Consider the following 26868-nt stretch of genomic DNA (forward strand, 5'->3'; position numbering starts at 1 on the left):
TAGCACCGTCCGATGAGAGCCTTCCTCTGCGTGTCCCTCGCGCCGGGCGCGCCCGAGCGCCTGCGCCGGCCGGTTCAGGCGGCTCTCGACTGCCTCACCGACGCCGACACCACCGTCGAGAACCCGCAGCGGTCCGCCTCCGAGTGGATCGCCGTCGCGGGGGGCGAGCCGGGCGACACCCCTCCGGCAGACGACAGACCCTTCACGGTACGGCTGGCGCGCGCCGTGCGTACCCGGGAATCCTCGCTGGACACCGCCGACCTCGGCGCCCTGCTCACCGCCGGCGGATCCGCGCTGGCCGGCCTCCTGCCACCGTTCGCCGCCGCCCACCGGGCGACCTCCGGCGGCCCGGTCCTGGTCGCCGGCGACTGGCTCGGCTTCCGCCAGCTCTACCGATGGACCGCCCCCGGCGTCGCCGCCGTCTCCACCAGCGCCCGCGCCCTGGCCGTGCTGGCCGGCGCCGGCTTCGACGCCGCCGGCCTCGGCGCACAGGCCCTGATCGGCTGGCAGATCGGCGACGCCACCATCTTCCCCGGCGTCACCGCCCTGCCGCCCGCCTCGATCGCCACCCTGCACGAGGGCACACTGACCGTCCGGCAGTACGCCGCGCCGCCCGCGCGCGCCGCGACACCCCCGGCCCTGGACGACGCGGTGGCCGAGATGGCCGACATCCTGCGCGCCTTCGAGACCGCCTACGTCGACCAGCACCCGGACACGGTTCTCCAGCTCACCGGCGGGCACGACTCCCGCATCCTGCTGGCAGCCGTCCCACCGGCGCTGCGCCCCGGCCTGCGCGCGATGACCCTGGGCACGCCGGGCAGCGCCGACGTCCGGATCGCCGCCGACCTGTCCCGGCGCCTCGGCCTGCGGCACCAGGTGCACCGGATGGACGAGCAGCGCTGGCCCGAGCCCGAAGCGGCTCACCACCTGGCCCTGGACGCCGCCCGCGCTCTGGAGTGCCTGGCCAGCCCACTCGCCCTGGCCCCGCTGCTGCTCGCCGAGAGCCACCTGGAGCAGGGGCACCGGCTCTCCGGCCTGGGCGGCGAGGTGGCCCGCGGCTTCTACTACGCCGGCCAGCCGGCCCACGCCACCACGTCCCCACAGCTAGTCGAGCGCCTGGCCCGCTGGCGCCTGTTCAGCAACGAGGCCGTCGCGCCGGACGCCCTGGACCCGTCGGTGCTGGCCGCCGCCCGGGCGTCCACGCTGGGCCGGCTCACCGAACTCTTCCCCGGCGGCGACTGGATGCGCGCCACCGACGACTTCTATCTGCTGCACCGCATGCACCGCTGGGCCGGCGTCCACGGCACGGTCGCCGCGGTCCGCCGGCACTTCATCAACCCGATGTTCGATCGCCGGTTCATCGAGCTGGCGCTGGCGGTCTCCCCCGCCGACAAACGGGACTCCCAGCTGCTGGGCCGCCTGATGAGCCGCCTCGACCCGGCCCTGGCCGCGATACCCCTGGACACCGGCCTGGTCCCGGCCCGGCTCGGCGCCCGCTCGCTGCGCAGCCGACTGGCCACCCGTACGGTCGAAGCCCGCAAGATCGCCGGCAAGGTCGGTCAGCGCCTCACCCGCGGACGGCGGCCGCAACTCGGCGCCACCGAGTACGCCACCCTGGTCCTCACGCACTGGCGAGCCGAACCGAAGGTCTGCGCACCGCTCTACACGGTCCCGTCGCTGCGCGCGGAGTGGCTCGACGGCCTGCTGACCGGCGCGCACGACGCCGACGCCACCACGATCGCCTTCCTGATCAACCTGCTGGCCGCCACCCCGGAGCCCGGACCGCTCCGGGGTGGACCGGCCCCTCAGGCGGAGCCGTAGACCTCGTCCTCGATGGCCTCCCGGGTGACCCGCTTCGCCGTCTCCCACGGCGTCCGCCGGATGGTGCCCGCCACCTCCGCCGGTGCGGGCGCCGTGCCGGAGACGACATCGCTCAGCGCCTCGGCGATGCTGGAACCGGTCGGGCTCACCCAGCGAACGGCCGGGTTGTCCATGCTGGCCTTGGCGTACTCGTTCTCGACCGCGACCGGCACCACACCGCACGCCAGCATCTCGTCCGGAACCAGGGACAGGTTGGTGAAGGACATGGCGATGCCCGCGGCGCACCGGTTGTACAGTTCGGCGAGCTGGGCGGGGCGCATCGTGCCGTGGTTGGTGTGCGGGAAGGGCGGCTTCACCGTGGCGTCACCGAACAGATGGATCTCCTGGTCCGGGTGCAGGCGGTGGAACTCCCGCAGAGCCAGCGCCCCGAGGATGAACCCGCGGCGGGCGTAGTCACGTTTGGCGTAGAACACCACACCGTTGCGCCGGTCCGGATTGGTCAACTGGTAGACGTCGGTGTCGACGCCGAACTCGGCGACCGCGGCGTCGACGCCGAAACGGTCGCGGAGCAGGTCACGCAGCATCGGGCCGACCACGATCGGGCGGAACCCGAACCGGTACGTGTCCTCCGCCAGGACATGGTGCGAGCCCATCGGATAGAACAGCGGCTCGAAGTCCTGGATGAAGTACAGCCGCCGGGTCACCAGGTCCCGGTGCGCCGCCAGCACGTGCGCTGTCTCCCAGCCGGAGGCCACGTACGCGTCGAGCGGCCCCAGACCGTCGGCGACCGACCGCACCTCCGCCTTCATGGCCGGCCAGTGGTCGCGGATGACCCGCGCGTGCCGGGCCAGCTCGCCGCCGTACACGTCATGGGTGTATAGCACGCACCGGTGACCCGCCGACTCCATGCCCTCGACCATCCGGAAGAGGGTGGTGTGACCGCCGGAGCCGGGCGCCGGCGGCGTGCAGATCCACCCGACCGTCAGCGGTGTGCCGCGGGCCGGCCGCTGGGCCGGCGTCCGGAGGTCGAGCCGCCGCGAGTCGGCGATCAGGTCCAGGTCCAGCCTGGCGTTCAGCTCGGAGGCGCCGAGCCGGTCGTAGGCCGCCCGCACAGCCCGCTGGGCGAGGCCCCGGGCACCGGCGGAACGCAGCACCCGCAGAGCCTCCCGGCCCCGGGCGGCGGAGAACATGCCACTCATATGCTCAGAATCCCCAAACGGCGGGCCAGGCGCAGCGCCCGGTCGAAGACGAACAGGCCGGTCGCGAACGCGACCACGCAGAAGACGGCGAGGATGCCGATCGACAGAGCCGGGTCCATGTGACCGCCGGAGGCGGAGCCCATCAACAGCTGGCGTTCGGCGTCGATCACGTAGGTGTGCGGGACCAGGTAGCTGGCCCACCGGATCCACGGCGGCAGCACGTCGATCGGGAACAGCGCGCCACCGAGCACCGACGCGGCCAGGCTGTACAGGGCCACCACCGGCTCGCCGCGCTTGAACAGCAGGATGAACGCGGCGGCGAAGGAGCCGAGCGCGTTGCAGGCCGCGACCCCGAGGAAGAGCACCAGCAGGGCGAGCGGGATCGCGCCGACGTCGATGGAGCCGCCCAGCAACAGACCGATGGCGACCATGACGCAGGCGAGCAGGGCGCCGGTGAAGCTGCGCCAGATGTTCATGGCCACCGGGATGAGCGCCCACGGCACCGGCTCGACCAGGTACGTCTCCAGCGTGCCGCGTTCCATCGCGAAGCTGAGCCGGCCGGTCAGACCGGTGAGCGCGTCCTGGAGGCCGGCGATGACCGCGGTGCCGATCAGCATGGTCATGAACAGGTCGTCGCTGATCGCCAGGAAGGTGCTCTGGAAGTAGTAGAGCAGCACCGGAAAGACCACGGCGAGGTAGCGCAGGATGGTGGAGGCCGGGAACATCCGCTCCTCGACCAGGTCGATCCGGATGTAGCCCTCGAACGTGTCGAGGACCTTGCGGGCCCGGCCGCGCCGGTGGACCGCGCTGGGGTAGGCCAGGCTCATCGGGCCTCTCCTCGCTCGTAGACCTGGGCGATCAGATCGCGCAACGGCATGGGGATCTCCCGGACGTGCCGGATCTGCGAGGTCAGCGGCCCGAGCCGGGACAGCACGGCGCCGACCGGCTCGTGCGGGTTCGGCTGGCAGCGCACGCTGTCGCCGTCGACCACGGCGTGCAGTCCCTGTGCGACCAGGTTGTCGGCCAGCGCGTGCGCGGTCGCCGGGTCGGCCAGCACGAACTCGACCTCGGGGCGCTCCCATTCGCGGCGCAGGCTGTCGAGGTCGCCGGAATACCTCACCCGGCCACGGTCCATCAACAGCGCCTGCGACTGCAGGGCCTCGATCTCCTCCAGCCGGTGCGAGGAGATCAGCACGGCCAGTCGCTCCTGCTTGACCAGTTCCATGATCAGGGTGAGCAGGCCGTGCGCGGCGATCGGGTCCACCGCGCCGGTGGGCTCGTCCAGGATCAGCGCGCGCGGCCCGGGAAGCAGGGCACGCGCGAGGCGGAGCCGGGCGCGCATGCCGGCCGAGAGTCCGGCGACCACGGACTCGGTCTGGGCGGCCAGGTTCACCGTCTCCAGGACGTACGGGATGCGCTCGGCCAGTTCCCGCCGGGGCATGCCCTGCAACCGGCCGTGCAGTTGCAGGTTCTCCTTCGCGGTCGCCCGCATCAGCAGGCTCCGGTCCTCCGACGGCATCCAGCCGACGATCTGCCGGATCTGCTCGGAGTCGCGGCCCGCGTCCAGACCGAGCACGGTCGCGGTGCCCCCGGTGGCCGTGGTCAGGCCGACCAGGATGCGGAACATGCTGGTCTTGCCGGCGCCGTTGGGCCCGACGATCGCGCAGATCTCGCCGGCGCGCACCGTGAGATCGACGCCGTCGAGGGCCTTCACCGGCTCGACCATGTGCGATCGGGCGAACACCCGCATCCAGCGCGGGGTGGGTTCGTAGAGCTTCGTCAGCCCACGGAGCTTGATGACCTCGTCGCCGGGCAGGCTCACAGCGACCCCACCGCCGCCGAGATACCGGTGGCCCGCCAGCGGCGCCAGCCGAGGTGTTCGACGACGCGATCCCGGAACGCGCTCACCGGGGCGGTCACGACCGGTCCACGACCGGCCCGGGACCGCGCCACGTGACGTTGATAGCGGCGGCTCAGTTTGCTCTCCTTAGCCTCGGGCCAGATCTCGACGGCGAGGCGCGCGAGCTGGTCCAGTTGGCCGGCCTGGTCGCCGACCGGTGTGCCGTGGTCGTAGGGCCGGCAGGCGAGCAGCAGCGCCTCCCTGGCCAGCGCCCGCAACGACCGCTCCCGCAACGACGCGGAATCCGGCAGCCGGTCGCCGTCCTCGTCGAACAGGATCTGGAGCGTGAGGTGGCGCTGCTCGATGTCGAGCACCGCACCGGCGTACTGCTCGACGTGCATGTTGGCCCCGTGGATGCGGTAGAACGCCTGGTCCACGCCGTTGACCCGGCCGATCGCGGCGCGGGTGCCGGCACGCAGCCAGAGCAGGAAGTCGGCGGCGTGCGGCAGGCGGGCGTCGTAGCCGGCCAGTTCCCGCATCACCGAGGTCCGCATCAGCACCTCGGGGGTGTAGATCGGGTTGCTGACCCGGCGGCTCACCTCGGCCACCCACTCCGGCCCGTCCCACACGGTCCACGAGGTCACCGTGGAGCGGGCCGGGGGCGGGGTGCCGGTGGTGAACCGGCGGGAGAAGCCGTAGACCATCCCGACCTCGGGGTTGGCTTGCAGCAGGGCGGCGGACCGGGTCAGCGCGCCGGGGGCGAGCAGGTCGTCGGCCGAGAGCAGCATGACGTACTCGCCCTCGGCCGCCGCCAGCCCCTCGTTGTAGGTGGCGATGTGCCGCTTGTTGGTCTCGTGGGCGATCACCCGGACCCGGGCGTCGCGGGCCGCGATCTCCCGGGCCACGGCGGCGCTGCCGTCCGGTGACGCGTCGTCGACGACGATCACGTCGACGTCCAGGCCGTCCGAGTCGATGAAACTCTCCAGGCACGGGGCCAGGAAGTGGCCGTAGTTGTAGCACGGAATCACGACCGTGACCCGGGGCCGGCTCCGCAGTGGAACCGGCCTCAGTCTCCTGGCCACCGGTGCTCCTCTCGTCGTCGTTGTCCGGCGGGTGGGTTCAGCCGGCGGGGAAGAAGTAGACGTCGACCCAGAAGTTGTGGTTCGACGCCGACTCCGGGAAGGCCGGCGACCCGTACGAGAACCGGCCGCCCTGCGCCGCGATGGTCAGCGGCCCGTTGGACACCGGCGAGGTCAGACCGTTGAGATCGACCGCGTAGTGGCCCGCGCCGGTGTGGTACGACGCGACGTACGGGGTGTTCGCCGCGATCGTCACCGGCTCGTCGAACAGCAGGGTCTGCCAGCCCGACGCGGACTCGTACCGGAACGTGCCCCGTCCTCGTTCCTGCCCGTCGGCGGTCCACAGGGTGCCGGTGTGCACGCCGCCGTTGCCCTCGCCCTTGTAGAACCGGAGCCCGCGGACGGTGCCCGCGACGCTGGACGAGAACCGGACACCGACCTCGACCGCCGAACCGTCGCTGTGCGCCGGGACGGCCGGGGTCGCGCCGCCGAGCAGGGTGACGGCGCCGGCCGGCGGATCCGGCTGGGTCGGCTCCGGCGGCGGCGGGCCGTCCGGCACGTACAGCGGGTCGACCCAGTAGTTGGTGGAGTTCCAGCTGCTGCCCGGGAAACCGTCCGGGCCGTACCGGTAGACGCCGTTGTTCCCGGCCGGGGCGGTCAGGTAGCGGTCGGCGGTGGCGTACGGCTCGTTGAAGAAGCCCGGGTTGTACGAGTAGTTGCCGTTCGACGCCCAGTAGGACGCCACGTACGTCTGGCCCGCGGTCACGTCCACCGGTTCCGCGAAGTAAACCTTCTGCCATCCGGAGCCGGTGCCGGACCCGAAGGTGGCCTTGGCCAGCTCGTCGCCGTCGGCCTCCCAGAGCGTGCCGATGTGCGCCCCGGTGTTGCCGGGCCCCTGGTAGTAACGGATGCCGATGACCTTGCCGTCGACCGCCGGAGTGAACTTGACGCCCAGGTTGACCTCCGCGCCGTCACCGGAGGAGGCGTTCTGCGGCAGTGCGTTCAGCGGCAGCAGGGTGCGCACGTCGTCGTACGGCGTGGTGGTGAACGACCACGAGTACGGCTCGGTCATCGGCCGTCCCTGGGTGTCCTGCGCTGTCACGGTCGCGGTGTGCACCGTCCCGGCGGCCAGGTCACCGGACGGGTCGAAGGTGACCGCCCGGGTCGCGTTGTCGTACGACGTCGTCCCGGCGACCGTCGCACCGGACGGCGTCCGGAGCGTGATCGACGCGGTGGCCCCGTTCAGCGGCTTGCTGAACAGCGCCGACACCCCGGCGTCGAGGTCGAGACCGCGTTCCCCGTCCTCCGGCGTGGTGACGAGCACGCTCGGCGGTGCCGTGTCGCCGTCCACGAACTGCACGTCGACGTAGTAGTTGGTGCTGGTCCGCGAGGACTCGACGGGGAACCCGTTGCCGGTCCGGTAGACGCCCTGCCCGGACGTGCTGGTGCCGCGCGGCGCCACCAGCGGGTACGACCGCCACGGCAGCGAGCTGAAGAACCGCTCGTCCGCGGAGTACCGCCCGTTCGGCGCGTAGTAGGACGCCACGTACGTGGTGTTCGCGGTGACCCGCAGCGGGCTGGAGAATTTCAGCGTCTGCCAGCCGCTCGCGGTCTCGTCGGTGAACGTCCCGGTGCGCAGCTGCTCGCCGTCCGCCGACCAGATCGTCCCGCGGTGGGTGCCGGTGTTGCCCTGGCCCTTGTAGAACCGGACCCCGGTGACGGTCCCGTCGGTCTGCGGGGTGAACCTGACGCCCAGCGTGACCGCGGAGCCGTCGTCGGCGGCCGGAACCTTCGGCACCCGGTTGCCGAACAGCGTGCTCGGGCCGGTGAGGTCGAGGGTGAGGCTCGCCGGGCTGGTCTCGATGTTGCCGCTGTCGTCGACCGCGCGTGCCTTGAAGACCTGGGCCGCCGCGCCGTGACTGTAGGTGGACCAGGTCCACGAGGTGGTGCCCTCGGCGGGGTGCCAGGTCTCGCCACCGTCGGCGGAGACCTCCACGGCGGCGACCCGGCCACCGCCGGAGTCGGTGGCGGTGCCCTTGACGGTCACCTTGGTGCCGTTGGTCTCCCGGCTCCCGGCGGCCGGGGAGGTGAACCCGGTCTCCGGGGCCACCGCGTCGGTGGACGCCGGGGTGGCGGTCAGCCCGGCCATCAGCGTGGTGGGCTGAACCTCCATGTCGGCGAGCAGGTTGACGGTGGCCTGCTGCATGGTGCGGTCGGCCGGGGCGTTCTGCTCGGTGTCGATGGAGTCGTGCTGCTGGTCGAGGCCCCACGCCCACTGGATGGTGCCGGCACCGAAGACCAGGGCCCCGCTGGGCGCCCGGTAGAGCGTCATGTGGTGGGTCGTGGTGCCCGGCGCCACCTGGAGGCCGAAGTCCTGCAGGTATTCCGGAGCGGGGCCGGTGGTGGTGGACAGCCGCATCAGGCCGGCCGGGCGGAAACCGTTGTCCAGGTCCTCGTCGGACTCGTAGCCGACGGTGTGCGGCGCCAGGGTCAGCACGTCGTCCGGGTCCTGGCCGGCCGCGTCGGTGTGCCGCCAGAACCGGTTGTTCCCCTGTGCGGCCGGCACCTTCATGGCCAGGTCGGTGTTGTTGGACATGTACATCGTGCCGGTCAGCGCGTTCTCCGGCCGGTTGCCGTTGGACGGCGGGCTGAACTGCGGATCCCGCCAGGTCCCGGTCCACTCGGCGGACGGGTCGATCTTGGCGGCGGCCCAGGTCTCCTTGTAGCAGACCAGCGTCCGGTACGGCGTGTTCGTACCGTCGACGCTGCTCTCCCACCGGGTCTTCCAGTAGACCTCGTTGCCGCTGAAGAAGGCCAGGTGGACACCGGCGTCGCGGGCCGCCTCGACGTGCGCCCGCTGCGGGCCGGACCAGTACTCGTCATGGCCGACCGACAGGAACACCTTGTGGTTGCGGATCAACTGCCCGCGGCGGTCGGCGTCGACGTCGGTGGTGTAGCTGACGTCGTACCCGTTGCGCTCCAGGAATTTGATCATCGGGAACTCGTTGCTGAACACGAAGTCGCGCCCGTAGCCGACGTTCCTGGTCTCCCACGGCCGGTTGTAGCTGACCTTGAGCGCGCGCCCCATCGGGCCGCCCCAGTAGAAGTTGGACCCGCCGTAGGTGTTGTACGCCTGCCAGGTCGCATCGGAGGTCTTGAAGTACAGCTTCGACGTGCTGGAGTCGTTGCGGACCACGAACGGGATCTGACTCGCGCCGTTGGTGTCGGTGCGCGTCAGGCGGGCGACGAACACGCCGGACACCGTGCCCGACGGGACGGTCCAGGTCGCCGACGCGCCCCACAGGCCGCAGTCCAGGATCTCGGTGGTCGGGTCGGTGACGCAGTCCGGCTGCGCCTGGGCGGGCAGGTTCTCGATCGCCCGGTGCAGCCGGGCGCCGGACCCGCCGTAGTAGCCCAGCCGGTAGACGTCGATCCGGTACGGCCCCTCGGACTCGATCTTGAAGGTCACCGTCTGGCCGACGTTGACGCTCATGTCGGTGGTGAAGCCCTGGATGGTGTGGTCGCCGGCGCCCCAGATGTTGTCCCAGGTGTTGGGGTCGACGCCCGCCTTGCTGTTCTCACAGGCGATCGCGTTGACCGGGGCCGCACAGGGGTCGGCGGCGAAAGCCGGAGAAATGTGGACACCGGTGCTCAGCACCAGCATTACGGCAGCGATCGCCGCCAATATCGGTCGCCGCCTGCGTGGTACGGCGACAGCGCGCAAACTGCTCAACGCGATTGCTCCCCAAATTGCGCACGAGATCGCGACGCAACCGTAGCGTCACTCGTCCATTCGAGCGCGACGGTAGTCACCGCGAGAGAGTCCACACAAGACACGTCCAACCGGTTCGGACAGCCGGTCGACGCTTGCCACTCATCCGTTCGGACAAAGTGACGAGAAAATGAAATGTCAGGCGAGCTTTTCGTCGATCAACGCGGTCAGGGAACCGAGGGTGTCGAAGACCTCGGCGGTCACCTCGTCGTCGTCGACGCTGACCCCGAAGCGTTCCTCGAGCGCGGCGATCAGCTCCAGCACCGCCATCGAGTCCAGTTCGGGCAGGTTGCCGAGCAGCTGGGTGTCCGGGCCGATGGCCGCCGCCCGGTCCTCGATGCCGAGGACGGACACCAGCACCGCCTTGACGTCGTCGATGGTCGTACCGGTCAGGGACATGGAACTACCTCCGGAAGGGTTCACAGCAGCACCTCGGCGGGCGCCGGATGGCTGAGGAAAGCGGTGGGGCTGGCGGTCAGACCGTATGCGCCCGCTTGATAGAGCACGATCAGATCCCCGACACCGGCGGCCGGCAACATCACGTCGTTGCCCAGCAGGTCGAGCGGGGTGCACAGGCAGCCCACGACGGTGACCTGCTCGGTCGGCTCGGCGGTGAGCCGGCCGGCCACGGCGATCGGATAGTTGCGGCGGATCACCTGGCCGAAGTTGCCGGACGCGGCCAGCTGATGGTGCAGGCCACCGTCGACGATCAGGTAGGTCTTCCCGCGGGACTCCTTGCGATCGACGACCCGGGTCACGTAGACGCCGGCCTCACCGACCAGGTAGCGGCCCAGCTCGACGACCACCCGCGCCTCGGGCAGGCGCGGGCGGACCTCGCCGGCCAGCAGACCGGCGAGGTTGTCCCCGACCGCGGCCAGGTCGAGGGGCTGATCCTTCTCGGTGTACGGGATGCCGAAGCCGCCGCCGAGGTTGAGGTACCGGACCGGGCCGGGCGCGTCGTCGGCCAACCGCAGCAGCAGTTCCACGGTCCGCCGCTGCGCCTCGATGATGATGTCCGCCCGCAGGTTCTGCGATCCCGCGAAACAGTGCAGGCCGAGCACCTCCAGCTCCGCCCCGGCCAGCTCCTTGAGCAGCGCCGGCACCCGTTCCGCGTCGACGCCGAACTGCTGCGGCCCACCACCCATCCGCATGCCCGAGCCCTTGATCGCGAAGTCCGGGTTGACCCGCACCGCGACCCGCGGCCGGATACCCAGAGCCGCACCGGTACGGACGATGCGCGCCGCCTCGTTCTCCGACTCCAGCTCGATCGTCACGCCGGCCGCCACGGCCTGCCGCAGCTCCGCGTCGGTCTTGCCGGGCCCGGCGAAGCTCACCCGCCGCGGCGGCATGGTGGTGTCCAGCGCGGTACGCATCTCCAGCGCCGAGGCCACGTCGAAGGAGTCCACCAGGGTGCTCATGTGCTGCACCACGGCCGGCATCGGGTTCGCCTTGATCGCATAGCTGAGCTGGAGATCCGCCGGCAGGGCCGCGCGCAGCTCCCGGACCCGCCCGGTGAGCAGCCGCCGGTCGTACGCGAAGAAGGGTGTGCCGCCGACCCGCTCGGCCAGCCGCTCCACCGGCACCCCGCCGACCGCGAGTTGCCCGTCGATCCGGTCGAATCCGTTCACGCGATCATCTCCTGGCGCAGCAGGTTGCGGTCGAACTTGCCGTTCGGTGACCGGGGCAGCTCCGGCCGCACCTGAACGTCCGAGGGCAGCATGTAGAGCGGCAGCTCCTTCTTGAGCAGCGTCCGCAGCGTGTGCACGTCGAACCCGTCGCCGGCCGGGCTGACGACCAGCACGATGCGCTGACCCAGCCGGGCGTCCGGGAGACCGAGCGCGACGACGTCGCGAACCAGGCCGGTCGCGTACACGACCTCCTCGATCTCGGTCGGGCTGACCCGGTATCCCGACGTCTTGATCATGTCGTCGGAACGGCCCACGAAGTAGAGGAAGCCGTCCTCGTCACGGACCACCGAGTCACCGGACCAGACGGCGAGCTCAGGCGGGATGCCGCCGTCCGCGCCGGGCAGCGGCCGGAAACGCTCGGCGGTGCGCTGCGGGTCGTTCCAGTAGCCGAGAGCCACCAGGGCGCCCCGGTGCACCAGCTCACCCTCCTCGCCCGTGTCACAGACGCTGCCGTCCGGCCGGACGACCAGGATCTCCGCGTTCGGGATGGCCTTGCCGATCGAGTCGGGACGCCGGTCCACCTCCGCCGGGTCCAGGTATGTCGACCGGAACGCCTCGGTCAGGCCGTACATCAGATAGGGCCGGGCCCCGGGGAAGACCGACCGTAGGCGGTCCAGCGTGGTCTTGGGCATGCGGCCGCCGGTGTTGGCGAACAAGCGCATCCGCCGCCCGGTCTCCTCCGGCCAGTCCTGGCCGGCGATCTGGATCCACAGCGGCGGCACGCAGGTCAGAGCGGTGACACCGTGCTTCGAACAGAGCCGGACCACGTCCCGCGGCAGCAGGTGGTTGTGCAGGACGACGTGCGCGCCGACCGCGAACGAGGTGGTGACCTGGCTGAACCCGGCGTCGAAGCTGAGCGGCAGGGCGGCCAGGACCACGTCGTCGCCGCTCATCTCCAGGTAGGTGCTGACGCTCTCGGCGCCGGCGAGCAGGTTGCGGTGCGACAGCACGACGCCCTTGGGCCGGCCGGTGCTGCCCGAGGTGTAGAGGATCGCGGCGACGTCGACGTCGACGCCCTCGCGCGCCGGATCGCCGGCGCCGGCCAGGGCATCCCACGAGTCGACCGCGGCATCACCGACGGGGGCCGGCGACCCGCCGCCGACCAGGATCACCCGCTGCAACGACGGGACCCGCGCCAGCTCGTCCCGGAGGCTCTCCAGCCGCTCCGCCGTGGTGACCAGCACCCGGACGTCGCAGTCCGCCAGGATGTAGGCCACCTGCTTGGCCCGCAGCACCGGGTTGACCGGCACGAAGACCCCACCGGCCACCGAGGTGGCGAAGATCGCCGAGATGGTCTCGATCCGTTTGTCCAGGTAGACAGCCACCCGGTCGCCGCGGGAGATCAGCTCGCGCAGGCCGGCGCCCCGGGAGCGGACATCGTCCCACAGCGCGGCGTACGAGACCGTCTCGTCGCGGTAGGTCAGGGCCGGTGAGTCGGCTGCCCGGCCGGCCGCCCCGGCCAGCAGATCGTGCAGTCGGATACGCATGTCTCTTCCGATCGTCGAGAACGTCCCCGGTTCGGCGGGGACGTCACCAGCTGAGGCAGGTCAGTTCGCTGTAGAGGTAGTCGACCTCCTCCTCGGCCACCTCGCCGCGGAACATCTTGCGGCGCGGGTTCGGCAGCATCCGGGACAGCCGGGGCCGGTGACCGGCCACCCGCGGCTCGGCCAGCAGCGCGAGGATCCCGTGGCGCAGCAACAGGTGGCTCTGGAACCGGCGGCGCAGGGCGCGGAACAGGTCCGGGTCGCTGACGTACAGCAGCGAGGCGAAGAACGGCAGGTTCTTGCGCCGGTCCGTCCGGTAGACGACGTAGCAGTGCCGCCCGCCGCGGGTGAGCAGCACGTGCCGGGCCGCCGCGGCGTCCACGTGGTCGCGGTAGATCTGCAGGTCGTCCCCGCGCAGCGTGCCCTCCAGCATCGCCGGATCGGTGCTGAGCCGGCCGCGCGGCGACAGCCACGGGAGGTTCGGCGCGACCGCGGTGGCGGTGTCCAGGAACGAGAAGCCCAACCGGGTGTTGAGCGGCACCACGTTGCCGCTCGGCGAGAGGTCGGTGAAGACGTGCCCCTCCTGGGCCAGCAGCGCCTTGAGCAGCTTCAGGCTGTGGAACCGGTGCTGCGGCAGCACGCACCAGGCGCCCAGATTGCAGATCCGCCGCCCGCGCCGCTCGGAGTAGAACGCCAGGTATGCGCCGGCCACCTCCCCCTGCTCGGTACGCAGCAGGAAACCGTGGTTGGGCGCGGACACCTTCCACGGGACCCGCATCGCCCGTTCCCAGGCCTCCACGGTCACCCGGGTGTTGAGGTGTTCCTGCAAGAAGCGGGCCACCGCCGGAATGTCAGCGGTCGTGATGGGCGCCAGCCGGAGGGCCATCAGGGGTGTCACTAACCCTTTCACAGGTCGTCGCCGCTGTCGGTGCGTCGTCCGAGGCTCATTCGAACAGCCGCTTGACATGGGAGGTGCGGATCACGCGGGTGGGATGGGTGAAGCGCCAGACCGCACCGGCGAGGCCCGACATCAGAGCGAGGGTGAACGCGAAGGTGGTGAAGCTGAACGAGTCGAAGGTGGCTCCGACCAGGATCGCGACGACCTGGCTGGAGATGAGCGCCGCACAGAGGTGTTTGTCCTCGGCGGCGGTGGAGCGCCGCAGGGCCATCCCGGCCTGCGCGATGCAGGTGACGTGCAGCGCGGCGAGCGCCAGCACTCCGACGATGCCGGTGGTCACCAGCGACATCAGCCACTGGTTGTCGAGCATGATGTACAGGTCGGGGATGAGCGTGCCCGGCCCACGACCGAGCCACGGTCGCTGACTGAACCAGTGGGAGACCATCTCGTAGTCTTCGGTCCGGCCGGTGATGCTCGGGTCCTGGTCGGCCATCAGGAACATCGACTTCAGCGTGCCGAGCAGGCCGGGCCGCAGTACCGTCATGGCGCCCAGCGCGACCACCGTGATCAGCAGCATGTTGTAGCGCAGGCGCCAGCTCCAGGCGAAGAACATGACCGTCATGGCCACGCCCAGCGCCAGCACGCCGGTCCGGGAGATGGCGATCGGCACGGCCGCGGCGATCACCGCGGTCAGCGCGGCGTAGAAGCGGCGACCGGCCTTCGCCGGTGAGTACATCGCGAAGTGCAGTCCGAACGGGACGGCCATGGCCAGCACGGTGCTGAACTCGATGTAGTGGATGGCCGTGCCGGCGACCCGGAACAGGCCCTCGTCACCACGCTTCTGGAAGTCGGCCATCTCGGCCTTGATCTCCAGACCGGGCACGATCAGCCGCTGGGCTATGTCGTACTCGAACAGCGACTGGATCAGGCCGATCACCGCCATGAAGGCGGCCGCCCAGACGAAGACCCGCAGGACCTTGCGCAGCCGGTCCCAGTTGTTGACCCCGTCGGCCGCCATCAACACCAGGCCGATGAACTGGAAGGTGACCAGAAGGGTGAAGTTCTGCCGGTTGGCCTCCAGGGAGGGCAGCCCCCGCAGCATCCCGGAGATGTACGACAGCAGCATCGACACCAGGTAGAACAGCATCGCCCAGCGCAGCGGCTGCGGCCCCATCAGGAACAGCGTCGGGCTCAGCCGGGCGATCAGCCACCAGGCGAACAGCCCCATCGCCACCACCAGCGCGGGCCGGCCGGCGAAGGTCAGGCCGGGCACGATCAGCGCGGCCGGCAGGCAGTAGAGCAGGCAGACCAGGAACGCGATGACCGTCGCGGTGTCCAGCCGGACCTGGAGGCGCCGGGAGGTGTACGTACCCGGTGCGATCAGCGACGGCTCGAGATCGACCGGATGAACCGCCGACGACGTCATGATCTTTTCTTCTGGGCGTTCCAGGGCTGGTACGAGGTCGGGAGGATGACCGTGGCGTCGACCGGGTCCACCGGCCCGTTGGTGTCCCGCTGTGCGTGCGACTGGCGGGGCCGGGTCTCGGTCGAGTGGCGCACGCCGCCGGCGTGGTTGCCCTGCCGCTGCTGCGGGCGCAGCACCTGGGTCTTCTCCGCCTCGTCGGACGGCCGGGCGCGCACCGGTTCGGACCGCACCGGACCCGGCGGGTCGCCGCCCGCGCCGTCGCCCTCGTCGTCACGGTGCCTACGGCGGCGCAGCCAGTAGTCCAGAACGATGGTGGACGCGGTGGTGAGCAGCACGCCCAGGCCGGCGGCCACGATCAGGACCCGCTTGCGGGTGCCGGTGTCCTGCTCGGGCGCGCTGCCGTCGTTGATCACCAGGGTGGAGATGGTGTCCTCGGGCAGGGCGCCGTACTGCTTCTGCTTGGCGGCGATGTCGTCCTGGAGCAGCTTGATCACCCGCTGGATGGTGCCGGTGGCCTGCTCCTTGCTGTCGCCCACCACCTCGATCTCGAACAGCGGGGTGCGCTCGTTGAGCACGACCGTGATGCTGTCCGAGAAGCCCTCGTCGACCAGCTTCTCCAGCGCGGTCGGGTTGGTGACGGTCAGCGCGGCGGCGTTGCCCAGCGCCGCGTAACCGAGGTCGAGCCAGGGGTTCGCCGGGCGCGGCTTGGCGTCCGGATCGGCCGGCTTGCCGCTGCTGGGCGACGGGATCAACTGCATGTACCCGGTGGCCTTGTAGTCGGGCGAGACCGTCTGGGCGGCCAGATAGACGACCGCGACCGTGACCACCAGCATCGGCACCGCGAAGTACCACCGGCGGAGCAGCAGTCTGGTGAGGTCCCAGAGGTCCACGATTTCCCTCTCGATCGAACGGGCCACAGGGGACCCTGCACGACTCGGTGGCGAGCCGTCCATCCGCCATCGATCTTAGGCATCCGGCCGTCCGGACCGAATCGAGTGCCGTCGCGAACGCTGTCGTAAAACCGACAAGCCCTTTCAGCCACGTCAATGCCTGGTCTAGCGAAAGCCGAAATTTGACCATATCCCCGCAAGGTCCATCCACGATGTACGGACATTCACCACTATGCGGATGGACGTGCGATTCGGGCCTTACTGCAGAACTCGCCGCAGATCCGACTCCACTTAGAACAGACGACCGCCGACGCTGCCCGGTCGGACGGTTGCTGGCGGCTCGTTCCATCGAGCACTGTTCACAGGTCCGCAGTGAGCAAAGGAGACGGACGACACCATGGCTCGCAGCCCGCACGTCACCATCCTCATCGCCAACCTGCCGGCCGAACGCGACCGCCGGGTGATCCGGGAGTGCCTGACACTGGAGGAGAGAGGTTTCGAGGTGACCGTCATCGCGCCACGCGGTGACAAGAGCCTGCGCGTGCTGCCGGGCAGCCGGAACACCCGGCTCAAGCCGTACCCGGTGAAGGTCTACGGCAGTGGCGTGCTGACCTTCGCCGTCGAGTTCGCCTGGTCCTTCCTCTGCATCGCGGTCCGCCTGATCGGCGAGGTCCTCGCCGGGCGCGCGCACGCCGTCCAGGTCTGCAACCCGCCGGACGTCTACTGGCCGCTCGCCCTGCTGCTGCGTGCCCTCGGCCGGCCGTGGGTCTTCGACCACCACGACCTGTGCCCGGAGGTCTACGCGTCCCGGGTCGGCAGCGACGGCATCGCCCGGGAGCCGAACCGGTGGGTCACCCGGATCCTGGTCGCGATGGAGTGGCTCACCCTGCGCACGGCGACCGAGGTGGTCGCCACCAACGAGTCGTTCAAGGACAACGCGGTCCGCCGCGGCGTCCGGCCGGAGAAGGTGACCGTGGTCCGCAACGGCCCGGCCGGCCGGGAGATCACCGGCGAGCCGGCGGAGGTCACCCCCGCCGACGGCGTGCCGCGGATCGTCTACCTCGGTGTCTTCGGCCCACAGGACAACGTCGAGGGCGTCGTGCTGGCCGCCGAGGAGCTGGCCCGCCGCCGGGGCCGCACCGGCTGGCGGATGATCCTGGCCGGTGACGGCGAGAGCATGCCGTCGGTGCGCCGCCTCGCCGCCGAGCGCAAGGTCGAGGACGTGGTCGAGTTCACCGGCTGGCTCGACGGCCCGGCCGTCGACGAGTTGCTGCGCGAGGCGGTCATCGCCGTCCAGCCGGACCTGCCGACCCGGATGAACGATCTGTCGACCATGGCGAAGACCGTCGAGTACGTGGGTCGTGGACTCCCGGTGATCGCGGCCGACCTGACCGAGACGCGCCGCACCCTCGGTGACGCCGGCGTCTACGTGCCGACCGGCGCCCCCGAGGAGTTCGCCGAGGCCATCGACGAACTGCTCGACGACGACGCACGGCGTCAACGGATGCGCAAACTGGGCCGCGAGCGGTTCCTCGGCCTGCTGTCCTGGGAGCACCAGGCCGGTCCGTACGCCGATGTCTTCCGGCGGCTGCTCGCCAGACGCCTGCCGCCGCCCGCGACCGGCGCCCGCATCCCCCGGCAGCGCACCGGCAGCACCGAGCCGGCGCCGGAGAAGCGATGACCAGCGTCGTCATCGCCGCGCACAACGAGGCGGCGGTGATCGGGCGCTGCCTGGACGCGCTGCTGAGCGACGCGCGGCCCGGCGAGTTCGACATCACCGTCGTCGCCAACGGGTGCACCGACGACACCGTCGCGGTCGCCCGCGGCCGCCCGGGCGTCCGCGTCATCGACCTGGCGACCGCCGGAAAGTCCCCGGCCCTCAACGCCGGTGACGAGGCCGCCGTCGGATTCCCGCGCGTCTACCTGGACGCCGACGTGGTGCTGACCACCGCCGCGGTGCGATCCCTCGCCGCGGCCCTGGAGACCGCGCCGGCCGCCACGGTCGGGCGGGCGCTGGACGTCGCCGGGCGGCCGCTGCCGGTCCGCGCGTACTACGCGATCCACGGGCGGCTGCCGGTGCTGCGCGACGGACTGTTCGGGCGGGGCGTGGTGGCGTTGTCGGAGAAGGGCCGGGCCCGGTTCGGCCGGTTCCCCGACCTGGTCGCCGACGACCTCTTCCTCGACTCCCAATTCACCCGCCAGGAGAAGGCGCACGTCACGGCGTACACGTCGACGGTCGCCACCCCGCGCCGCACCGGCGACCTGATCCGCCGCCTGGTCCGGGTCCGGGGCGGCAACGCCGCGATGCGCGCGGCGGCGGACCGCGGGGAGATCACCGTGCCGGTCCGGTCCGCGGACCGCTCCTCCTGGCTGCGTGACGTCGTCCTGCCCCGGCCGTGGCTGGCTCCCGCCGCGCTCTGCTACGTGACGATCACCGTGCTGGCGGCGGTCGCCGCGAAACGGGCCGGTGACGGTGGCGCCGCCTGGGGCCGCGACGAATCCTCCCGGCAATCCGACTCCTAGGGAATCATGGCTAACGACTCGGTCATCAACATCTGCTTCCACGGCATCGGCGCCCCGCAGCGCGAGCTCGAACCCGGCGAGGACCGGTACTGGATCAGCGAGGACCTGTTCGGCGCCGTCCTCGACGAGATCCGCGACTGGCCCGGCCTGCGGATCAGCTTCGACGACAGCAACACCTCGGATGTCGGTATCGGCCTGCCCGCGCTCCTGCAGCGTGGTCTGACCGCCGACTTCTTCGTTCTCGCCGGCCGGCTCGACAGTCCCGGCAGCCTCGGACCGGAGGAGGTCCGGCTGCTGCACCGCAGCGGCATGACCGTCGGCACGCACGGCATGCGGCACATCCCGTGGCGCGGCCTGGATCCGGTCGCGTCCGACGAGGAGCTGGTCACCGCCCGCGAGCGCCTCACCGAGATGGTCGGCGCCGACGTGTCGACGGCGGCCTGCCCGCTCGGCCGGTACGACCGCACGCTTCTCACCCGCATGCGGCGCCTCGGTTACACCCGGGTCTTCACCAGCGACCGCCGCCCGGCCCGTGCCACGCAGTGGCTCCAGCCCCGCTACACGGTCCGCAACGACGACACCCCGGGCTCGCTGCGCGCCGAAGCGCTCCAGGGCCCGTCCCCGATGTCCCGTCTCAAGCTGGAGACGGTCGGTGTGATCAAACGGCTACGATGACGCGCGGCCGTGGACGGTGTGCGGGCCCGGGGTCTCCCGGAGACGCGCCGGGCTCACCAGGAAACGGACCGCGCGGCGGCTGGGCGCCTTGCCGAGCAGCGCACGGCTGCCCTCCCGCAGCAGCAGCGCCGCCCAGAAGGCGACCGCGAGCAGCCGATGGTGGCGGCGGCTGTAGAGACGCACACGGTTGACGCTGAGCAGGGCCCACAGCGCCGGCGAAACCCGCGAGTCGCCTTCCAGGTGGACGGCATGGACCGCCGGGGTGAACCGGGTGACGAAGCCCGCGTCGCGGGCGCGCAGGGCGAAGTCGGTCTCCTCGGAGTAGAGGAAGAACGACTCGTCCCAGGGTCCGACGGCTTCCCAGCACTCCGCGCTGATCAGCACGGTGGAGCCCTCGGCCCAGTCGGTGACCGTCTCGGCCCGGTAGCGGCGCGGGTCGGTGACGACCTCGCCGAGGGCCGGGATCCGGCCGGCCCGCCGGGCGCCGAGGAACGCGTCGCCGAGGATGCGGCGCACCGCCGGCTCGCGGCGCATGGTCTGGATGAGCTCACCGTCACCGTCGAGCAGCAGGGGTACGGCGATGCCGGTCCCCTCGGTGCGCAGGACACCGAGCAGCGTCCGGATGCAGCCCGGAGTGAGCCGGACGTCGGGGTTGAGCACGAGTACCGCGGTGAACGGGCCGGCCTTGGCGACGGCGGCGTTGATGCCGGCCGCGTAGCCCCCGTTGCGGCCCATCTCGACGACGGTGGCGTCCGGCGCCAGCCGCCGCAGCGTGGCCACCGTGTCGTCGGCCGAATCGTTGTCGGCGACGGTCAGGTGCCAGTCGACGCCGTCGAGGCCGGGCCCGAGCGAGGAGAGGAGGTCGGCGAGCAGGCCCTCGCTGTTGTACGTGACGACGACGACAGCGACCGTCTCCGTGCTGTTCACCTACGGTGCTCCTTTTCGAGGGGTGCCATGGTGGGCCGGCCGAGTGCGCGGTACTCCCAGCCGGCGGCCCGCCAGCCGGCCGGGTCGAGCGCGTGCCGCCCGTCGACGATCTTGCGGTGGCCGACCACGGCGGCCATCGCGGACGGCTCGATCTCGCGGAACTCGTTCCACTCGGTCAGCAGCACCACGACGTCGGCGCCGCGGGCCGCGTCCAGGGCGCTGGTCGAGTACTCCAGGTGGGGGTGCGCGCGCCGGGCGCTCTCCAGGGCGGCGGGGTCGTAGACGACCACCGTGGCGCCGGCGGCCCGCAGCCGCTCGGCCACGTCGAGGGCGGGCGCGTCGCGGATGTCGTCGGAGTTCGGCTTGAACGCGGCGCCCAGTGCGGCCACCCGCTTGCCGGCCACGTCACCGCCGCAGATCTCCACGACCAGATCCACGGTACGGGCGCGCCGCCGCCGGTTGATGCCGTCGATCTCGCGCAGGAACCCGACCGCCTGGCCGACCCCGAGCTCCTCGGCCCGGTACGCGAACGCGCGGATGTCCTTGGGCAGGCAGCCGCCGCCGAACCCGAGGCCGGGCCGCAGGAACCGCCCGCCGATCCGGTCGTCGTAGGCCAGCGCCTCGGCCAGGTCGTGCACGTCGGCGCCGGTGGCTTCGCAGATCTCGGCCATCGCGTTGATGTAGGAGATCTTGGTGGCCAGGAACGAGTTGGCCGCCACCTTCACCAGCTCGGCGGTCTGCAGGTCGGTCACCTTCACCGGCACGCCCTGGGCGAGCACCGGCTCGAACGTGTCGCGCAGCCGCTCCTCGGCCCACGCCGAGGTGACCCCGAAGACGAGCCGGTCGGGCCGCATGGTGTCGTCGACGGCGTAGCCCTCGCGCAGGAACTCCGGGTTCCACGCCAGTTCCGCCTCGTCCCCGGCCGGGGCCAGCTCGCGCAGCAGCCCGGCGAGGCGGGCCGCCGTGCCGACCGGGACGGTGGACTTGCCGACCACCAGGGCGCGGCGGCGCAGGTAGGGCGCCAGCACGGTGACGGCCGCGTCCACGTACGTCAAATCGGCGGCCTCGGAGTCCGCCTGCTGGGGCGTGCCCACGCAGATGAAATGCACGTCGCCGAAGTCGCCGGCCTCGGCGAACGAGGTGGTGAACCGCAGCCGGCCGGAGTCCAGGGCCTTGCTGAGCAGCTCGGGCAGGCCGGGCTCGAAGAACGGCACCTGGCCGGAGGCCAGCTTCTCGATCTTGGCGGTGTCGACGTCGACGCCGAGGACGTCGTGGCCCATGACGGCCATGCAGATGGCGTGGGTGGCGCCGAGATAGCCGGTGCCGATGACGGTGAGCCTCATCAGTACGCCCCCGAACTGCGGACCACCGCGCTCACGGTACGGAAGAGGATGGCCAGATCCATGGCGAGCGACCAGTTCTCGACGTAGGTGAGGTCGAGCCGGATCGACTCCTCCCAGGACAGGTCGGAGCGTCCGGAGACCTGCCACAGGCCGGTGAGCCCGGGCTTCACCACGAGCCGGCGGCGCATGTCGGCCGGATAGTCGGCGACCTCCTTGGCCAGCGGCGGGCGTGGGCCGACCAGCGACATGTCGCCCTTCACCACGTTCAGCAGCTGGGGCAGCTCGTCGACGGAGAACCGGCGCAGCCAGCGGCCGATCGGCGTGATCCGGGGGTCCTGCCGCATCTTGAACAGCGCGCCGTCGGTGTCGTTGAGGTCGCCCAGCTCGAAGAGGCGGGCCTCGGCGTCGACCTGCATGGTGCGGAACTTGTACAGCGTGAACAGACGGCCGTCCTTACCGACCCGCTCCTGCTTGAAGATGGCCGGGCCGCGGCCGCCGGGCAGGAACCGGACCAGGGCGGCGACCGTGGCGAGCACCGGCGAGGCGAGCAACAGCAGCAGCAGCGCGCCGACCCGGTCGAAGATCTCCTTGACCGCGCGGGCACTGCCCTTGAGCCGTGGGTGCTCGACGTGCAGCATCGGCAGGCCGTCGACCGGGCGGATGGTGGTGCGGTCGCCGGCCACGTCGACCAGGGTGCTGGCCACGATCAGGTCGATGTCGTCCCGCTCCAGTTGCCAGGCGAGGCGGCGCAGCGCGGGCCCGTCGATCTCCGGGCAGGAGAGCACGATGACGGTGTCGGCGTCGGAGCGGGCGACCGCCGTGGCGACGTCGTCGAACGTCCCGTACAGCGGGGGCAGCCCGGGGGTGGCGGCGGTGCGGGCCGGGCCGGGCGGCAGGCAGGCGCCGATCACGCCGAGGCCGTGGTAGCGCTCGCGGCTCAGCCGGCGGGTCATGTCGATGACGGCCCGCTCGTGGCCGACCAGCACCACCCGGTTGAGATGCCGGCCGCGGGCCCAGGACCGGTGCAGGCGCTGCCGGTAGACGTAGCGGGCGCCGAGGTCGACCAGGATGGCGAGCGGCATCGCGATGCTCACATAACCGCGGGCCAAACGCAGATCGAACGCGAAGGAGACAATGGCCAGAGCGGCGGTCAACGCCAATCCGGCGCGGAATACCCGGGCGTACTCCTCGGTGCCTACGAAGAGGTGACGGGGCTCGTACGCTCGGTTGATCGCGAGGCACGCCACCCATGCGATCGGTAATAGCAGGGTCACCAGCAGGTAATCGCGCTGGTGCGGATCGGTCCCGGAGGCGCCGAACCGCAGCACGAGCGCCCAGGAGGCGGCGCTGAGGCCGACCACGAAGTCGATGAGGTAGAGGGTCCAGGCATACCGGCTCTGCCATCCGCTACGGGCCGCACTGGCCTTGGAGCGGGCCTTGAGCTGCGAAGCCGTCGCCGCGAGGTCGACGGTCTCGACGGATTCAATTGTCTGCACGCCTTGCCCCCACACTGCGTTGGACTCATGATCCATTGATCCGGGCGCTCGGACGCCCTGGAACTTCCCATGGACGAAACCCACGGGACACATGAGACAGACTCTCAACGCCCCCAGGCTCGCGCTACATCTTTCCGTTCGATGGAAATGACGATTCGGATGATGCCGGGAACCGATGCGTCGGAAGCTGTCCAACTCGGACTATCCGGCATTCCCAGCTATCGACTGTCGTCAATCTGACGCAACGTTTCGACAAAGTTGTTACAGGCGTCGTAACGCGGGAGTAGCCCTTTCGCGCCCGCCTCCCCCAGATCCGGCGCGGCGGCGTCCTTCGCGGACAGTACGGGCTCCCCCACCGGCCAGGCAATGCCGAGTTCCCGATCAAGCGGATGAATCCCGTGCTCGTGGCCCGGGCGATAGGTGGACGAGCACAGGTACGCCACCGTCGCCCCCTCGGTCAGGGCGCAGAACCCGTGCCCCAGCCCCTCGGCCACATAGACGGCGCGCCGGTCCTCATCGTCCAGCCGGACCGCCTCCCAGGAACCGAACGTCGGCGATCCGACACGCAGGTCCACGACCACGTCGAGGACCGCGCCGGACACACACGTCACGTACTTCGCCTGACCCGGGGGCACGTCGGCGAAGTGGATGCCGCGGACCACACCGCGCGCCGACGTCGACAGGTTGGCCTGGGCCAGGTCCAGCGGATGCCCGACCGCCTCGGCCAGCGCGTCGAACCGGTACCACTCCAGGAAACTGCCCCGGTCGTCACCGTGCTGCACCGGCGTGACCTCGAAGGCGCCCTCGATCTTCAGCTGACGGATCCTCATCGCAGGCCCCCGTCCAGGAGCCGGACAAGGTACTGCCCATACCCGCTCTTCAGCAACGGATCGGCCAGGTCCCGCAACTGATCGCCGGAGATGAACCCGGCCCGCCAGGCCGCCTCCTCGACACAGCCGATCTTGAGGCCCTGCCGCTCCTCGATCACCCGGACGTACTCCGACGCCTGCACCATCGACTGGAACGTGCCGGTGTCCAGCCACACGGTGCCCCGGTCCAGCACCGTCACGTCGAGCCGGCCCTGGCGCAGGTACTCCTCGTTCACCGCGGTGATCTCCAGTTCGCCACGGTCGCTCGGCACCAGCCGGCCGGCGATCTCCACCACGTCGGCGCCGTAGAAGTACAGGCCGGGGACCACGTACGTCGACTTGGGCTTCTCGGGTTTCTCCTCGATCGACAGCACCCGGCCGTCGTCGTCGAACTCCACGACGCCGTACCGCTCCGGGTCGGCCACCGGGTACGCGAACACCCGCCCGCCGGACGGCTCGGCGAAGCCGCCCAGACCGTGGAAGATGTTGTCGCCGAGGATCAGCGCCACCGGCTGGTCGCCGATGAAGCCGGCGCCGATCCGGAAGGCCTGGGCGATCCCGTCCGGCCGGGGCTGCACCGCGTAGGTCAGCTCCAGGCCGAACCGGCTCCCGTCACCGAGCAGCCGGTGGAAGTGCGGCTGGTCCTCGGGCGTCGTGATCACCAGGATCTCGCGGATCCCGGCCGACACCAGCGTGGACAGCGGGTAGTAGATCATCGGTTTGTCGAAGATGGGCATCAGCTGTTTGGACATGGCCATGGTGATGGGCCACAGCCGTGAGCCGGTCCCCCCGGCGAGCAGAATTCCGCGCACCGGGCGACCCTAATCAGGGTCCGCCAACCGTCTACACTCGCCACTCGTGCAGATTTTCGTGACCGGTGGTGCCGGCTTCATCGGATCGGCCTATGTCAGGGCCCTCTTGCAGGACGAGTACGCGGGCATGACCGGTGCGTCGGTGACCGTTCTGGATCTGTTGTCCTATTCAGGAAATCGTGACAACCTCCCACTGTCGGATTCCCGACTGCGTTTCATCCAGGGAGACATTTCCGATTTTGATCTTCTCCGGGACTTACTCCCCGGCCACGACGCCGTCGTCCATTTCGCCGCCGAATCACACGTGGACCGCTCGATTTCAGGCGCGCTCCCGTTCGTGACCACCAACGTGCTCGGCACCCAGATCCTGCTCGACGCGGCCCGCGCCGCCGGGGTCGGCCGCTTCGTGCACGTCTCCACCGACGAGGTGTACGGCTCGATCGCCGAGGGCTCGTGGACCGAGACGTGGCCACTCGCGCCGAACTCGCCGTACGCCGCCTCCAAGGCCGGCTCCGACCTGCTCGCCCTCGCCGCGCACCGCACCCACGGCATGGACGTGGTGGTCACCCGCTGCTCCAACAACTACGGGCCGCACCAGTTCCCGGAGAAGGTCATCCCGCTCTTCGTCACCAACCTGCTGGACGGCGAACCGGTCCCGCTCTACGGTGACGGCGGCAACATCCGCGACTGGCTGCACGTCGCCGACCACTGCCGTGGCATCCAGCTGGTGCTGGAGAAGGGCCGGTCCGGCGAGGTCTACCACATCGGCGGCGGCACCGAACTGTCCAACCGCGAGCTGACCGAGCGTCTCCTCGAGGCGTGCGGCGCCGGCTGGGACATGGTCCGCCCGGTCGCCGACCGCAAGGGCCACGACCGCCGCTACTCCCTGGACATCAGCAAGATCAGCAACGAACTGGGCTACACCCCGCGGATCACCCTCGACGCGGGCCTGGCCGCGACGGTCGCCTGGTATCGCGACAATCGCGCCTGGTGGGAGCCCCTCAAGGCCCGGGCCGGCCTCTGATGCGCTGGCTGATCACCGGCGCCGGCGGCATGCTCGGCCGCGACCTCCAGAGGGTCCTGGCCGAGTCCGGCGAGACCGACGTGGTCGCCGCCACCCGCGCCGACCTCGACATCACCGACCCGGTCGAGGTCCGCGACGCGGTGGCCGGGGCCGACATCGTCCTCAACACCGCCGCCTGGACGAATGTCGACGGCGCCGAGACCGACGAGGAGAACGCCACCGCGGCCAACGGGCACGCGGTCCGGCTGCTCGCGCACGTGGCCGGCAAACGCCTCGTCCACATCTCCACCGACTACGTCTTCGACGGCACGGCGACCACCCCGGTCCCCGAGGACACCCCGCACGCCCCGATCAACGCCTACGGCCGCGGCAAGGCGGTCGGCGAGCAGGCGGTCCTCGACACCGGCGGCTACGTGGTCCGCACCGCCTGGCTCTACGGCGCCCACGGCCCCAACTTCGTCCGCACTATGCTCACCCTGGCCGCCACCCGCGACACCCTGGACGTGGTCGACGACCAGGAAGGCCCACCCACCTGGTCCTACGCCCTCGCCCAGCAGCTGGTCGCCCTGTCCCGCGCCGCGATCTCCGGCGACGCGGCCCCCGGCGCCTACCACGGCACCGCCGCCGGTTCCACCACCTGGTTCGGCCTGGCCCGCGCCGTCTTCGAACAGGCCGGCCTCGACCCCGACCGGATCCGCCCCGCCACGAGCGACCGCTTCCCACGCCCGGCCCGCCGACCCGCCTACAGCGTGCTCTCCCACGCCCGCTGGTCCGGCACCGGCGTCGCCCCGCTCCCCCACTGGCGAGCCCTCCTGGCCGAAGCGATGCCCCTGTTCCTGCCCTGACGTGGTCCAGCCAGGACGTCCTCCCACCCCTTTTCCCCGGTACGCGCCGCGTCGTCCCAAAACGCACCCCACCCGTCCCGTCCGTCCCACGCGATCTCGCTGCCACTCCAGCCTGTGCCGCGCCCACCGGGCTCAGATCGGTGGCCGGGCGAGCCACCCACCCCGGCACCCCCTCATTCGCCGCCGCCCCCGCCCTGTCCCACCCCCACGAAACCCAGCCGGCAAGAGCCAGCCGGCTCCCAGCGCTGTCTCAACAC

General features: G+C 70.9%; 23 protein-coding genes. 7 read left to right on the forward strand and 16 right to left on the reverse strand.

Translation table 11 applies throughout. The annotated features are described in order from the left end of the window. The first annotated feature begins 12 nt into the window (after window positions 1-12). Window positions 13-1821, forward strand: coding sequence for a hypothetical protein (locus J5X75_RS37990; RefSeq protein WP_208472551.1), 1809 nt, complete (start codon window positions 13-15; stop codon window positions 1819-1821). Here J5X75_RS37990 and J5X75_RS37995 read toward each other — a convergent pair. Genes J5X75_RS37995 through J5X75_RS38015 form a run of 5 tightly spaced genes read right to left on the reverse strand, consistent with a single transcriptional unit; the run spans window position 1806 to window position 9597 of the window. Beyond that, the gene (locus tag J5X75_RS37995; RefSeq protein WP_208472552.1) at window positions 1806-3020 is read right to left on the reverse strand and encodes a rhamnosyltransferase WsaF family glycosyltransferase; all 1215 of its coding nucleotides are present in this window, start codon (window positions 3018-3020) and stop codon (window positions 1806-1808) included. The genes J5X75_RS37990 and J5X75_RS37995 overlap by 16 nt on opposite strands. Then, window positions 3017-3847, reverse strand: coding sequence for an ABC transporter permease (locus tag J5X75_RS38000; RefSeq protein WP_208472553.1), 831 nt, complete (start codon window positions 3845-3847; stop codon window positions 3017-3019). Before J5X75_RS38000 ends, J5X75_RS37995 begins: the two co-directional genes overlap by 4 nt. Next, window positions 3844-4842: an ABC transporter ATP-binding protein gene (locus J5X75_RS38005; RefSeq protein ID WP_208472554.1), complete on the reverse strand. Its 999-nt coding sequence runs from the start codon at window positions 4840-4842 to the stop codon at window positions 3844-3846. Before J5X75_RS38005 ends, J5X75_RS38000 begins: the two co-directional genes overlap by 4 nt. After that, entirely contained in the window at window positions 4839-5942 is a 1104-nt protein-coding gene (locus J5X75_RS38010; protein ID WP_208472555.1) for a glycosyltransferase family 2 protein, read from the reverse strand. The genes J5X75_RS38005 and J5X75_RS38010 overlap by 4 nt, the downstream gene beginning before the upstream one ends. 37 nt (window positions 5943-5979) lie before the next feature. Beyond that, window positions 5980-9597: a DUF4082 domain-containing protein gene (locus J5X75_RS38015; protein WP_208472556.1), complete on the reverse strand. Its 3618-nt coding sequence runs from the start codon at window positions 9595-9597 to the stop codon at window positions 5980-5982. On the opposite strand from J5X75_RS38015, the gene J5X75_RS45755 reads away from it, so the two are divergent. Then, complete coding sequence (locus J5X75_RS45755; protein ID WP_274383782.1) at window positions 9587-9718, forward strand: hypothetical protein; 132 nt, start codon at window positions 9587-9589, stop codon at window positions 9716-9718. The genes J5X75_RS38015 and J5X75_RS45755 overlap by 11 nt on opposite strands. 131 nt (window positions 9719-9849) lie before the next feature. On the opposite strand, the gene J5X75_RS38020 is transcribed toward J5X75_RS45755, so the two are convergent. From J5X75_RS38020 to J5X75_RS38045, 6 genes are all read right to left on the reverse strand, one after another. Further along, window positions 9850-10110, reverse strand: coding sequence for an acyl carrier protein (locus J5X75_RS38020; protein ID WP_208472557.1), 261 nt, complete (start codon window positions 10108-10110; stop codon window positions 9850-9852). A gap of 20 nt (window positions 10111-10130) precedes the next feature. Further along, window positions 10131-11339, reverse strand: coding sequence for a pyridoxal-dependent decarboxylase, exosortase A system-associated (locus tag J5X75_RS38025; RefSeq protein ID WP_307798526.1), 1209 nt, complete (start codon window positions 11337-11339; stop codon window positions 10131-10133). Then, window positions 11336-12886 (reverse strand): acyl-CoA ligase (AMP-forming), exosortase A system-associated, encoded by a 1551-nt coding sequence (locus tag J5X75_RS38030; protein ID WP_208472558.1) that lies wholly within the window; start codon window positions 12884-12886, stop codon window positions 11336-11338. The genes J5X75_RS38025 and J5X75_RS38030 overlap by 4 nt, the downstream gene beginning before the upstream one ends. 43 nt (window positions 12887-12929) lie before the next feature. After that, window positions 12930-13724 (reverse strand): hypothetical protein, encoded by a 795-nt coding sequence (locus J5X75_RS38035; protein WP_208472559.1) that lies wholly within the window; start codon window positions 13722-13724, stop codon window positions 12930-12932. 103 nt (window positions 13725-13827) lie between these two features. Beyond that, window positions 13828-15207, reverse strand: a complete 1380-nt coding sequence (locus tag J5X75_RS38040) for an O-antigen ligase family protein (RefSeq protein ID WP_208472560.1) — start codon at window positions 15205-15207, stop codon at window positions 13828-13830. Beyond that, window positions 15204-16097: a YveK family protein gene (locus tag J5X75_RS38045; RefSeq protein WP_208472561.1), complete on the reverse strand. Its 894-nt coding sequence runs from the start codon at window positions 16095-16097 to the stop codon at window positions 15204-15206. The genes J5X75_RS38040 and J5X75_RS38045 overlap by 4 nt, the downstream gene beginning before the upstream one ends. A 397-nt stretch (window positions 16098-16494) precedes the next feature. Between J5X75_RS38045 and J5X75_RS38050 the strand changes: the two genes are divergently transcribed. Genes J5X75_RS38050 through J5X75_RS38060 form a run of 3 tightly spaced genes read left to right on the forward strand, consistent with a single transcriptional unit; the run spans window position 16495 to window position 19295 of the window. Beyond that, a complete protein-coding gene (locus J5X75_RS38050; RefSeq protein ID WP_208472562.1) occupies window positions 16495-17778 on the forward strand; it encodes a glycosyltransferase family 4 protein in 1284 nt (427 codons plus the stop codon). Then, on the forward strand, window positions 17775-18620 hold the full coding sequence (locus J5X75_RS38055) for a glycosyltransferase (RefSeq protein ID WP_208472563.1): 846 nt from the start codon (window positions 17775-17777) through the stop codon (window positions 18618-18620). The genes J5X75_RS38050 and J5X75_RS38055 overlap by 4 nt, the downstream gene beginning before the upstream one ends. A gap of 6 nt (window positions 18621-18626) precedes the next feature. After that, window positions 18627-19295: a polysaccharide deacetylase family protein gene (locus J5X75_RS38060; protein WP_208472564.1), complete on the forward strand. Its 669-nt coding sequence runs from the start codon at window positions 18627-18629 to the stop codon at window positions 19293-19295. On the opposite strand, the gene J5X75_RS38065 is transcribed toward J5X75_RS38060, so the two are convergent. From J5X75_RS38065 to rfbA, 5 genes are all read right to left on the reverse strand, one after another. Beyond that, window positions 19287-20222 (reverse strand): glycosyltransferase, encoded by a 936-nt coding sequence (locus tag J5X75_RS38065; RefSeq protein WP_208472565.1) that lies wholly within the window; start codon window positions 20220-20222, stop codon window positions 19287-19289. The two genes, J5X75_RS38060 and J5X75_RS38065, sit on opposite strands and share 9 nt — an antisense overlap. Then, on the reverse strand, window positions 20219-21640 hold the full coding sequence (locus J5X75_RS38070) for a UDP-glucose dehydrogenase family protein (RefSeq protein WP_372451017.1): 1422 nt from the start codon (window positions 21638-21640) through the stop codon (window positions 20219-20221). The genes J5X75_RS38065 and J5X75_RS38070 overlap by 4 nt, the downstream gene beginning before the upstream one ends. Further along, on the reverse strand, window positions 21565-23061 hold the full coding sequence (locus tag J5X75_RS38075; protein WP_307798528.1) for a sugar transferase: 1497 nt from the start codon (window positions 23059-23061) through the stop codon (window positions 21565-21567). Before J5X75_RS38075 ends, J5X75_RS38070 begins: the two co-directional genes overlap by 76 nt. 218 nt (window positions 23062-23279) lie before the next feature. Continuing rightward, window positions 23280-23891 carry a dTDP-4-dehydrorhamnose 3,5-epimerase family protein gene (locus J5X75_RS38080; RefSeq protein ID WP_208472568.1) on the reverse strand — a complete coding sequence of 204 codons (612 nt, stop codon included), beginning with the start codon at window positions 23889-23891 and terminating at the stop codon, window positions 23280-23282. After that, a complete protein-coding gene (rfbA, locus tag J5X75_RS38085; RefSeq protein WP_208472569.1) occupies window positions 23888-24742 on the reverse strand; it encodes a glucose-1-phosphate thymidylyltransferase RfbA in 855 nt (284 codons plus the stop codon). Before rfbA ends, J5X75_RS38080 begins: the two co-directional genes overlap by 4 nt. Window positions 24743-24788: 46 nt before the next feature. On the opposite strand from rfbA, the gene rfbB reads away from it, so the two are divergent. Then, window positions 24789-25766, forward strand: coding sequence for a dTDP-glucose 4,6-dehydratase (rfbB, locus tag J5X75_RS38090; protein WP_208472570.1), 978 nt, complete (start codon window positions 24789-24791; stop codon window positions 25764-25766). Further along, complete coding sequence (gene rfbD / locus J5X75_RS38095) at window positions 25766-26611, forward strand: dTDP-4-dehydrorhamnose reductase (protein WP_208472571.1); 846 nt, start codon at window positions 25766-25768, stop codon at window positions 26609-26611. Before rfbB ends, rfbD begins: the two co-directional genes overlap by 1 nt. Window positions 26612-26868 lie beyond the last annotated feature (257 nt).

The sequence above is a fragment of the Actinoplanes flavus genome (assembly GCF_017592555.1).
Taxonomy (GTDB): domain Bacteria; phylum Actinomycetota; class Actinomycetes; order Mycobacteriales; family Micromonosporaceae; genus Actinoplanes; species Actinoplanes flavus.

Bases quoted from the DNA above. Each gene is read 5' to 3' on its own strand.
- J5X75_RS37990 (WP_208472551.1), top strand. From the start codon at position 13: ATGAGAGCCTTCCTCTGCGTGTCCCTCGCGCCGGGCGCGCCCGAGCGC.
- J5X75_RS37995 (WP_208472552.1), bottom strand. From the start codon at position 3,020: ATGAGTGGCATGTTCTCCGCCGCCCGGGGCCGGGAGGCTCTGCGGGTG.
- J5X75_RS38000 (WP_208472553.1), bottom strand. From the start codon at position 3,847: ATGAGCCTGGCCTACCCCAGCGCGGTCCACCGGCGCGGCCGGGCCCGC.
- J5X75_RS38020 (WP_208472557.1), bottom strand. From the start codon at position 10,110: ATGTCCCTGACCGGTACGACCATCGACGACGTCAAGGCGGTGCTGGTG.
- J5X75_RS38030 (WP_208472558.1), bottom strand. From the start codon at position 12,886: ATGCGTATCCGACTGCACGATCTGCTGGCCGGGGCGGCCGGCCGGGCA.
- J5X75_RS38040 (WP_208472560.1), bottom strand. From the start codon at position 15,207: ATGACGTCGTCGGCGGTTCATCCGGTCGATCTCGAGCCGTCGCTGATC.
- J5X75_RS38050 (WP_208472562.1), top strand. From the start codon at position 16,495: ATGGCTCGCAGCCCGCACGTCACCATCCTCATCGCCAACCTGCCGGCC.
- J5X75_RS38055 (WP_208472563.1), top strand. From the start codon at position 17,775: ATGACCAGCGTCGTCATCGCCGCGCACAACGAGGCGGCGGTGATCGGG.
- J5X75_RS38060 (WP_208472564.1), top strand. From the start codon at position 18,627: ATGGCTAACGACTCGGTCATCAACATCTGCTTCCACGGCATCGGCGCC.
- J5X75_RS38080 (WP_208472568.1), bottom strand. From the start codon at position 23,891: ATGAGGATCCGTCAGCTGAAGATCGAGGGCGCCTTCGAGGTCACGCCG.
- rfbD (WP_208472571.1), top strand. From the start codon at position 25,766: ATGCGCTGGCTGATCACCGGCGCCGGCGGCATGCTCGGCCGCGACCTC.